The sequence below is a fragment of the Curtobacterium sp. APC 4022 genome, from assembly GCF_030407555.1.
Classification (GTDB): domain Bacteria; phylum Actinomycetota; class Actinomycetes; order Actinomycetales; family Microbacteriaceae; genus Curtobacterium.
This window is the reverse complement of sequence record NZ_JASDDD010000082.1, coordinates 1-9608: the sequence shown is the minus strand read 5'-3', so window position 1 is coordinate 9608 and position 9608 is coordinate 1. Positions and strand designations below refer to the sequence as shown.

The 9608-nt window shown below is 70.6% G+C and carries 10 protein-coding genes; 5 read left to right on the top strand and 5 right to left on the bottom strand.

What is annotated here, in order from left to right; genetic code table 11:
* The 4 genes from QL987_RS16375 to QL987_RS16360 all read left to right on the top strand — a co-directional run.
* Positions 1-843, top strand: an 843-nt coding sequence (locus QL987_RS16375; protein WP_290158698.1) for an ABC transporter ATP-binding protein, incomplete at its 5' end; no start/stop codon positions are given.
* Positions 840-1679: an ABC transporter permease gene (locus QL987_RS16370; RefSeq protein WP_290158697.1), complete on the top strand. Its 840-nt coding sequence runs from the start codon at positions 840-842 to the stop codon at positions 1677-1679. The genes QL987_RS16375 and QL987_RS16370, both read left to right, overlap by 4 nt.
* Before the next feature lie 74 nt (positions 1680-1753).
* Positions 1754-3004, top strand: a complete 1251-nt coding sequence (locus QL987_RS16365; RefSeq protein ID WP_290158695.1) for a sensor histidine kinase — start codon at positions 1754-1756, stop codon at positions 3002-3004.
* Positions 3001-3627, top strand: coding sequence for a response regulator transcription factor (locus QL987_RS16360; protein ID WP_290158693.1), 627 nt, complete (start codon positions 3001-3003; stop codon positions 3625-3627). The genes QL987_RS16365 and QL987_RS16360 overlap by 4 nt, the downstream gene beginning before the upstream one ends.
* A gap of 61 nt (positions 3628-3688) precedes the next feature.
* Here the strand turns inward: QL987_RS16360 and QL987_RS16355 are convergent, their stop codons facing one another.
* The 4 genes from QL987_RS16355 to QL987_RS16340 all read right to left on the bottom strand — a co-directional run bounded on the left by QL987_RS16355 (position 3689) and on the right by QL987_RS16340 (position 5958).
* On the bottom strand, positions 3689-4009 hold the full coding sequence (locus QL987_RS16355; protein WP_290158691.1) for a hypothetical protein: 321 nt from the start codon (positions 4007-4009) through the stop codon (positions 3689-3691).
* The gene (locus QL987_RS16350) at positions 4002-4823 is read right to left on the bottom strand and encodes a hypothetical protein (protein WP_290158690.1); all 822 of its coding nucleotides are present in this window, start codon (positions 4821-4823) and stop codon (positions 4002-4004) included. Before QL987_RS16350 ends, QL987_RS16355 begins: the two co-directional genes overlap by 8 nt.
* Before the next feature lie 134 nt (positions 4824-4957).
* Positions 4958-5383, bottom strand: coding sequence for a hypothetical protein (locus tag QL987_RS16345; protein WP_290158689.1), 426 nt, complete (start codon positions 5381-5383; stop codon positions 4958-4960).
* Positions 5380-5958, bottom strand: coding sequence for a hypothetical protein (locus tag QL987_RS16340; RefSeq protein ID WP_253462428.1), 579 nt, complete (start codon positions 5956-5958; stop codon positions 5380-5382). The genes QL987_RS16345 and QL987_RS16340 overlap by 4 nt, the downstream gene beginning before the upstream one ends.
* A gap of 216 nt (positions 5959-6174) precedes the next feature.
* Here QL987_RS16340 and QL987_RS16335 point away from each other — a divergent pair, with 216 nt between their 5' ends.
* Positions 6175-8529 carry an excinuclease ABC subunit UvrA gene (locus QL987_RS16335; RefSeq protein WP_290158687.1) on the top strand — a complete coding sequence of 785 codons (2355 nt, stop codon included), beginning with the start codon at positions 6175-6177 and terminating at the stop codon, positions 8527-8529.
* Here QL987_RS16335 and QL987_RS16330 read toward each other — a convergent pair.
* On the bottom strand, positions 8519-9451 hold the full coding sequence (locus QL987_RS16330; RefSeq protein WP_290158685.1) for an NADP-dependent oxidoreductase: 933 nt from the start codon (positions 9449-9451) through the stop codon (positions 8519-8521). The genes QL987_RS16335 and QL987_RS16330 overlap by 11 nt on opposite strands.
* Positions 9452-9608: the final 157 nt, after the last annotated feature.

Here is a 9608-nt window from a genome sequence, read left to right as displayed (position 1 = left end):
ATGCCCGACACCCCCGCCATCGAGGTCCAGCACCTCACCAAGCGCTACGCCACCGGCCACACCGCCGTCTCCGACCTCTCCCTCACCATCGCCCGCGGCGAGACCGTCGCCCTGCTCGGCCCGAACGGCGCCGGCAAGTCGACGACGGTGGAGGTCCTCGAGGGCTTCCGCTCCCGCACCTCCGGCGACGTCCGCGTCCTCGGTACCGACCCCGCACGCGCCACCCGCGCGCACAAGGCCCGGGTCGGCATCGTCCTGCAGACCAGCGCCGAGGCGCCGAACGTCACGGTCGCCGAGCAGCTCATCCACTTCGGCACCTTCTACCCCCGCTCCCGCAGCACCGAGCAGCTCCTCGCCGCCACCGGCCTGGAGGCGCAGCGCAACACCCGGATCAGCCGTCTGTCCGGTGGGCAGCGGCGGCGCGTCGACGTGGCCCTCGGTGTGATCGGGTACCCGGAGGTGCTGTTCCTCGACGAGCCGACGACGGGCTTCGACCCGGAGGCTCGGCGCCAGTTCTGGGACCTGGTCAACGGCATCAAGCGCGAGGGCACCACGATCCTGCTGACGACCCACTACCTGGACGAGGCGGCGCACCTGGCGGACCGGGCCGCGGTGATCGCGAACGGTGAACTCCGCGCACTGGCCCCGATCGACGAGCTCGGCGGCCAGGAGGCTCGCACGCCTCGGGTCCGCTGGCGCGACGACGAGGGACTCCGACACGAGGAACGCACGACCGACCCGCAGGCCCTGGTCCGGGGCACGGCCACGCCGATGCACGACCTGGAGGTCATCCGCCCGTCCCTCGAGGACGTCTACCTCGAGATGGTGGGGGCCGACGCATGAGCACCAGCACCGCCGGCACCAGCACCGCACGCATCAGCGCAGCACGCATCGCCGCCGCTCGCATCCGGTACGAGGTCCGTTCGTACTTCCGGGCTCCCGACTCCGTCTTCTTCACGTTCCTGTTCCCCGTCGTCATGCTGGCGCTGTTCTCGGTCGCCTTCGCGAGCGCCGCCGCCATCAAGGCCGGTCCCACGAGCGTCGACTACGCCACCTACTACCTGCCCGGCCTCGTCGCGACGGGCATCCTGCTCTCCGGCGTGCAGGCACTCGGTGTCGACATCGCCGGCGAGCGCAGCGACGGCACCCTGAAACGTCTCGGCGGGACACCGCTCCCCGTGATGTCGTACTTCGTCGGCAAGATCGGGATGGTCCTGGTGACCACGCTGGTGCAGACGGCGATCCTGCTGGCCGTGGCGAGCCTCCTGTTCGGGGTGACACTCCCGACGGACCTGAGCCGCTGGGGCACCTTCGCCGGCGTGTTCGTCCTGGGCATCGCGACGAGCAGCGTGCTCGGCATCGCCATCTCGGCCCTGCCCCGCGAGGGTCGCCGCGCCACCGCGACGATCGTCCCGATCGTGCTGGTGCTGCAGTTCGTCTCCGGCGTCTACCTGCCCTTCATGCAGCTGCCGACGTGGTTGCAGGACGTCGCGTCCGTCTTCCCCCTGCGGTGGATGGCGTCCGGCATGCGGTCCGTGTTCCTGCCCGGCACGTTCGAGGCTGGTGAGCCGGGAGGCTCGTGGCACCTCGGTCTCGGAGCGCTCGTCCTGGCAGGGTGGCTGGTCCTCGGCCTGGTGGCCTGCCGCCTCACGTTCCGCTGGAACCGCGAGGACGGCTGACGCTGATGTCGCCTCGTGGAGGACGGCCTGTGGAGAACTCCCGGATCGACGGGAGGAGGTGGGAGGCTGTCGGTATGCCAGCAGCAGACGTCACGACCACCCCCACGTGGGTGCGCAACCGGTGGTTGCACGTGTTCTTCGCTGCCACGATGGCGCTGACGCTCGCGGTCGCCGTGCTCGGGTGGTCGCCGTGGTCCAGCCGCTGGCCGGCGTACCTGATGATCGCCGTCCTGGTCGTCGCGTACGCGGCCTACGGACGTCTCGGGTACGACGAACCGCGGATGGCTGCAGCGTTCCTGCCGCTCGTGCTCGTCGCCGCCGTGGTCCTGCCCGCGGTCGCCCCGAGCACCGCGTTCGTGCAGTGCATCCTGTTCCCACTGGTGTGGTGCCAGTCCGAGCGCATCCGGTCAGGGGTCCTGCTCACCGTCGCCGTCGGCGTGCTCAGCGCAGTGGGGCTGATGGTGTCGGGCGGCCCGGACGCCCTGGTGTCGACGCTCCTCATCGAGGGCATCAGCGTCATCGGGTCGTGCGCGATGGGCGGCTGGATCTCGAGTGTCGCCGCGCTGTCAGAAGAACGACGGCAGCTCGTGGAGGACCTCCGCGCCGCGCAGCAGTCCCTCGCCGACGCCGACCGTGCCGCGGGGATCGCCAGCGAACGGGAGCGCCTGGCCCGCGAGATCCACGACACCGTGGCGCAGAACCTCGCCGGCATCGTGATGCTCACCGAGCGTGCCCGGAACGACCTGGCCGACGATCGCCCCGACGCCCTCGACGAGCGGTTGACCGTGCTCGAGGAGTCCGCCCGCGCCGCACTCGAAGAGTCCCGCGTGCTCGTCGCCGCGGGGTCGGCCGGCACCACGCGCGACAGCCTGGCCGGGGCACTCCACCGCCTCGGCGAGCGCCACACCCGAGAGACCGGGACCCCGGTGACGGTCAGCGCTGCCGACGGCACCCTCGACCGTGACGCCCAGGTGGTCCTGCTCCGGGTCGCACAAGAGGCCCTGTCGAACGTCCGCGCCCACGCTGCCTCGGCCGGGGTGACGGTCACGCTGCTGCACGAGCCGGACCAGACGGTGCTGCGGATCGCCGACGACGGTGTCGGCTTCGACCCGGCGGTGCCGACCGCCGGTCACGGGCTGCGCGGACTGCGTGAGCGGCTCGCCCTCGCGGGTGGGACCTGCGTCATCGACAGCACCCCCGGCAGCGGGACGACCGTCACGGCGACCCTGCCGACCGCAGCACCGATGCCTGCCGGAGCCGCACCGAGCCTCCCGGCCCGACCGCACGCAACCGCAGCCGCAGCCGCACCGGTGGTTTCCCGGTGATCCGCGTCGTGGTGGCCGACGACCACCCGATCGTCCGTTCCGGCATCGTCGCCCTGCTCCAGGCTGCGGACGACATCCAGGTCGTCGGGCAGGCGGCCGACGGCGCTGCCGCGGTGTCGATCGTCCTGGTGGAGCGGCCCGACGTCGTGCTCATGGACCTGCGCATGCCGGTGCTCGACGGCGACGCGGCGACTGCGGAGATCCTCGCCACCGCGCCCGAGGTCCGCGTGCTGATCCTCACGACGTACGAATCCGACGACCAGATCCTCGCCGCCATCGAGGCCGGCGCCACCGGCTACCTGCTCAAGGCGGCCCCGGAGTCCGAGATCCTCGCCGGGGTCCGGGCGACCGCTCGGGGCGAGACGGCCCTGGCTCCCTCAGTGGCTGCGGCGCTGGTCCGACGAGCGGTGGGGACGACACCGGCCGGGCCGTCGCTGACCCCGCGCGAACTCGAGGTCCTGCGTCTCGTCGCCCAGGGCAACAGCAACCCGGGGATCGGCCGCGTGCTGTTCCTTAGCGAGACGACCGTGAAGACGCACCTCGGCCACGTGTTCGAGAAGCTCGGGGTGAACGACCGCACCCGAGCCGTGACCCGCGCGATGGAGCTGGGTCTGCTCGCCTGACCCCGCGCAGTTCAGCGGCTGGGAGCTGCACGGGCCGCGACCGGCTGCCCGCTCGTCTCGCTCACCACCCGACCGCGAGCGCCAGCCCCACGGCCATCGGCAGGGAGGCCGCGAGCACGACACCCACCACGACCGCAGCGACCCGGAGCCGGCGGATCCCCTGCTGCCCCACCCACACGAGCAGCATGATCGCGGTGAAGTACGCCGGCACGATCAGCAGCAGCGGCAGGAAGCCGAGCCCGGTCCACGGCACGAGCGCCCCGGACAACACCTCGTACACCGTGCACGCGGCGGCGATCACGAGCCCGACCCGGACGCGGGTCGGGCTCCGTTCCGCAGTCGTGGGCGCTCCCGCAGTCGTGGGCGCTTCCTGGTCAGCCATTCCCGGGCCCTCCGGCAAGGCAGGTGGTCTCCACGGTGACCAGACTGGACGCCTCCGACACGCTGATGGTGCTCTCCGACAACCAGCCGTCACCGACCAGTCGGACGGCGGAGCCCCACAGGTCGACCTTCCGCATCCCCGCGTTGCCGAGCACGTCCTGTGCGGCAGCGGTCCGACGGTCCACCTCCGCCGTCGACAACCTGCGCGCCGAAGCATCGGCATCCGGCTGTGCCTCGTCGTCGGGCTCGGGTGTGTCGTCCCACTGCCATGTGTACGCGGTGCCCCGCTGCAGGTTCGACAGCGCGCACGCACGCGTGTACGGGTTCGCTTCGCCCTCGCTGATGTCGGCACCGAGGGCCCGGACGACTCGCTCGCCCACGGCCGACAGTTCCTGCTCCGCCTGCGCCGGCGTGCGCTTCGTCTCGAGCGCTGTGAGGGGCTGCGCACGACGGTGGACGTCGTCCGCCCACTCGACAGCGAGCACCACGGTGGCCGTTCCGACGGTCCCGACCCCGAGGATCGCGAAGACGAGGCACGCCACCGGACCGACCAGGGTGACGGAGCGGTCGCGTCTCCGGCGGAGCAACAGCAGGACCGCTCCGGCGAGGGGCGTCCCCGCGCAGATGAACGTGATGATCGCGTCGCCGACCGTCTGCGCCGCCAGCGACGGCCGGGTCGCCTCCGGCCGGAGGGCCGCGTCGAACGCGAGGAACAACCACACCATCCACCCGACGGGCAGGAGCAAGCCGCTCAGCGCGATCCACCCGATGCCGTTGTCCCGCTCCGGCGGCGACCACGCGATGTCCTCGTCCATGTCCCCCTGTCCCCCGCACTACCGTACCGACCGCCCGCCGGGAGGCACGTGACCGGCCCGCCACGCGCCTCCCGTCCGTCACGCGACCGGCAGACGGAGGGCGGAAACGAGCGACTGTCTGTGTCGCACGACGATCACCCCTTCGGGCGATCGGCTCGTTGTTTCCGGATCGACTGTCCGACACCGGACCCGATGTACGCCGCGGCGAAGAAGAGCTGCGCGACAGCACTGATCGCTGGAGTAGTTGACCCAACCGCGAGTTCGACGACAGGCGAGGCTCCGAAGAGGATCGCGAGCATGAAAGCCGACGCCGTTCGACTTGTGAGCTGCCACCAAGGGCGATCATCGCTGAACTCACTGCGGGTGCGGAACGTCCTGCTGGTGAATGCCACGAGCGCGAGGACCGCGAAGACGGCGATGAGTTCAGCAGCGACACTCGTCAGCAGGGTGGCCGCAGTGAAGCTGGCAAGGAACGTCACGACCAACCAGGCGATCACGATCCCGACCTTTACGCCTGGATCGAAGACATGCCCCCCGGCGCGCATGGCCTGTTCGTTCATTTGACCACCGTGTACTTCGAGTAGCTGCAAGAGGAGCACACCTTGCTTCGGTAGAAGTCCACCCGAACACGCTTGGACTGGTAGTGCGCCTGGGTGTAGGCGTTCTTCACGGTCGTCGATGCAGTGCACCCGATGCTGGCGAGGTAGGGCAACGGGACCCACCTGCAGACAGTGCCGATGTTGTTGACCGCCCGGTAAACGGTCTCTACCTGTGAGCGAGAGTGGATGATGGTGACGGGCGGGTAGTAAGACCCTCCCGCTCGCGCCACGCTCCCCGGCGTGATCAGCGGAATCGCGACCTGTTCCCCGGTTGGCAAGGACGCCTGTGTCCCGGAGGCCGTGGTCGCCATCGAGGTGCCCGTCGGGAATCTGAGCACGCTGCCGTCGGGGAGCCGGACGTCGGTGGGGCCTTCGACGCTCGCAACGAAGATCGTTCCCTCGAGCGGGAGGAACTCGCTGGAAGTTGTCGTGATGTCTTCCGGGTCGACAGCTTCTGCTGTTCCGGCACCCGCACCGATTCCGACAGCGAGGCTGCCCACCAGAGTTCCGACCAGTAGGGACTTGACGAGAGGCATCGATGACTCCTGATTCCGGGAAAGGCCCCGGGTGACCGATCGGCTACTTTGCCGAACAGATGTAGAATATGAGTTCTACCTCGATCGCACAACCGGGCATGGTCAGCGGATGTCGGGCCCATCGAGGACGTCCGCACATCGGAGGTGGCCCGCGGGCGCATCACTGCTCGGGCCACAGCATGACCGAACCGCCCCGACCCGCCTACGCTCGAAGAGATGCCCGCACCACGTACGACCCTCGACCCCACTGCCACGAACGACGGGTTCATCCGCGTCCGCGGCGCCCGCGAGAACAACCTCCGCGACGTCGACGTCGACATCCCCCGCGACCGGATCGTCGCCTTCACGGGGATCTCCGGCTCGGGCAAGTCCTCGCTGGCGTTCGGCACGGTCTTCGCCGAGGCGCAGCGCCGCTTCCTGGAGTCCGTCGCGCCCTACGCCCGTCGGCTCATCGCGCAGGGGTCGACCCCGCACGTCGAGTCGATCACGGGCCTCCCGCCGGCCGTGGCCCTGCAGCAGCGCCGCGGTGCCCCGAGCTCCCGGTCGACGGTGGGGACGCTGACGACGCTGAGCAACTCGACCCGCATGCTCTTCTCCCGCGCCGGCACGTACCCGGAGGGCGCCGAACAGCTGTACTCGGACTCGTTCTCCCCGAACACCGTCGCCGGGGCGTGCCCGCGCTGCCACGGCCTGGGTGTCGCGCACGAGGTGACCGAAGCCTCCGCCGTCCACGACCCGTCGTTGAGCATCCGCGACGGCGCGATCACGGCGTGGCCGGGCGCGTGGCAGGGCAAGAACCTGCGCGACGTGACGGCGGGCCTCGGCTACGACATCGAGCGGCCCTGGCGTGAGTTGCCGCAGTCGGAGCGTGACTGGCTGCTGTTCACCGAGGAGCAGCCGGTCGTCCAGGTGCAGCCGAAGCGCGACCGGGTCGCGAAGCCGTACAAGGGCAAGTTCTGGAGCGCACGGCAGTTCGTCCTGCACACCCTGGCCGACTCGCAGAGTGAGTCGCAGCGGAAGAAGGTCCTGCAGTTCGTCGAGTCGGGTCCGTGCACGCTGTGCGGTGGCTCGGGGCTGACCCGGGCGGCTCTCGCGGTGACGTTCGGTGGGATGACGATCGCCGACCTCAACGCCCTGCCGCTGTCCGGCGTCGCCGAGGTCCTCCGCCCCACGGCCGAGCTGACCGACGCTGCTGCCGCGACCTCGCGCACCACCTCGGGTGAGCGCACCGAGGTCGCCGTCGCCATCGCCCGTGACCTGCTCGGCCGCGTCGAGGTGCTCACCGGCCTCGGCCTCGGGTACCTGAGTCTCGACCGTGCGACGCCGACGCTCTCCCCCGGCGAGATGCAGCGCCTCCGCATCGCGACCCAGCTGCGGAGCGGTCTGTTCGGGGTCGTCTACGTCCTCGACGAGCCGAGCGCGGGCCTCCACCCCGCCGACGCCGAGCCGCTGATCCAGGTCCTGGAGGACCTCCGCGCCAGCGGCAACAGCGTCTTCGTCGTCGAGCACGACATGCGCATCGTCCGCCAGGCGGACTGGATCGTCGACGTCGGCCCCGGGGCCGGCACCGCGGGTGGCACCGTCCTCTACAGCGGTCCGGTCGACGGTCTCGCCGACGTCGAGGCCTCCGTCACACGCCGGTTCCTGCAGCCGCGCGGCACCGACCGGGAGGCCCGCCCCACCCGCACACCGATCGGCACCCTGGCACTGCGCGACGTCACCCGCCACAACCTCCGTGGGCTCGACGTCGACCTGCCGCTCGGGGTCCTCACCGCGGTCACCGGCGTCTCCGGCTCCGGCAAGTCCTCACTGGTCGGCGGGGTGCTGCCAGCCCTGGCGGTGGACCACCCGACGGTCAGCCGCGTGGTGGAGGTCGACCAGAAGCCGATCGGCCGGACGCCCCGGTCGAACCTCGCCACCTACACCGGCCTGTTCGACGCGGTGCGGACGGCGTTCGCGGCGACCGACGACGCGAAGGCCCGCGGTTGGACGGCCGGACGGTTCTCGTTCAACGTCGCCGGCGGCCGGTGCGAGGTCTGCCAGGGCGAGGGATCCGTCTCCGTGGAACTGCTGTTCCTGCCGGGGAGCTGGGCGCCGTGCCCCGAGTGCCACGGCTCCCGGTACAACGACGAGACGCTCGAGGTCCGCTGGAACGGCTCGAGCATCGCGGACGTCCTCGGCATGACCGTCGACGAGGCCACCCCGTTCCTCGCCCCGATCCCCGCCGCCGCCCGCGCGCTCGAGGCCCTGGGCCAGGTCGGTCTCGGCTACCTGCGACTCGGGCAGCCCGCTCCGGAGCTCTCCGGTGGCGAGGCCCAGCGCATCAAGCTCGCCACCGAACTGCAGCGCGCCCGCTCCGGCCACACGCTCTACGTCCTCGACGAACCGACCACGGGTCTGCACCCGGCGGACGTCGAGCGTCTGACGGAACAGCTGTCGCAGCTCACCGACGCGGGCAACACGGTCGTCGTCGTGGAGCACTCGATGTCCGTCGTCGCCGAAGCCGACCACGTCATCGACATGGGCCCGTCCGGTGTGTGTGACGTCCGTCAGCCAGCGGTCACCAGGTGAGGACGAAGCGCCCGCGGGTCCCGCCCGCTTCGAGTCGCTCGTGCGCCTCGGTGGCACGGGACGTCGGGAGCACCTCGGCCACGCGTGGGACGATCGTGCCGCCCTCGACCGCGTGGCGGAGGTGTTCGAGCTTGTCGAACGACCGGTACTCGTTGAAGACGAAGACCTGGGTGAAGCGGACGCCCTCGGCCCCGTTGCCCTTCCACCCCCGGACGTCGATGAAGACGCCACCGTCGCGGAGGGCCGGCACCACGACGTCCCGCTGGACGGCGCAGTCGGCGAGGGCATCGACACCCTCGGGCACGATCGCACGGACGGCATCCGCGAACCCGTCGCCGCGGGGCACGACGTGGTCTGCACCGAGCGAGTGCACGAGTGCCTGGTCCTTGTGCGACGTGTCCGCGATGACGGTGATGCCGGCTGCCTTCGCGAGCTGGACCACGTAGTTGCCGAGCAGGCCTGCGGCACCGGTGACGGCGAGGGTCTGCCCGCGCTCGAGCCCGGCGAGTTCGAGCATCTGGATCGCGGTGAGCCCGTTCATGGGCACGGTGGACGCTTCCTCGATCGAGGTGTCACGCGGGATGCGGGCGAACGACCCGACCGGTGCGACGAGGTGTTCGACGTAAGCACCGCCATGACCGGTCAGGGGCAGCGCCATCGCCATGACCTGGTCACCGACGGACCAGCCCTCGACGTCGGGGCCGACCTCGTCGATGACCCCGGCGGCGTCCATCCCGGGGACGTAGGGCGCGCTCTGTGCGCTCGAGTCCCGCTCCCCCGCGCGAACACCGGTGTCCGTGGGGTTCACGGCGAACGCCTGCACCGCGATGCGGACCGAACCGCTGCCGGCGTGGACGTCCTCGATCTCGTGGACGGCGAGGGCTTCGGGCCCTCCGAACTGTGTGACTCCGACGACCTTCATGTATCCGGTCTACCGGGTACGCGGTGCCCGATACCCAGGCAATGCGGAACTGTGCCGGGAATGCAGAAAAGCCCCTGACCGGTGGAGCGTGATGCTCCACCCGTCAGGGGCTTTCCATTGAAAAGAAGTCCGGCGGCGTCCTACTCTCCCACAAGGT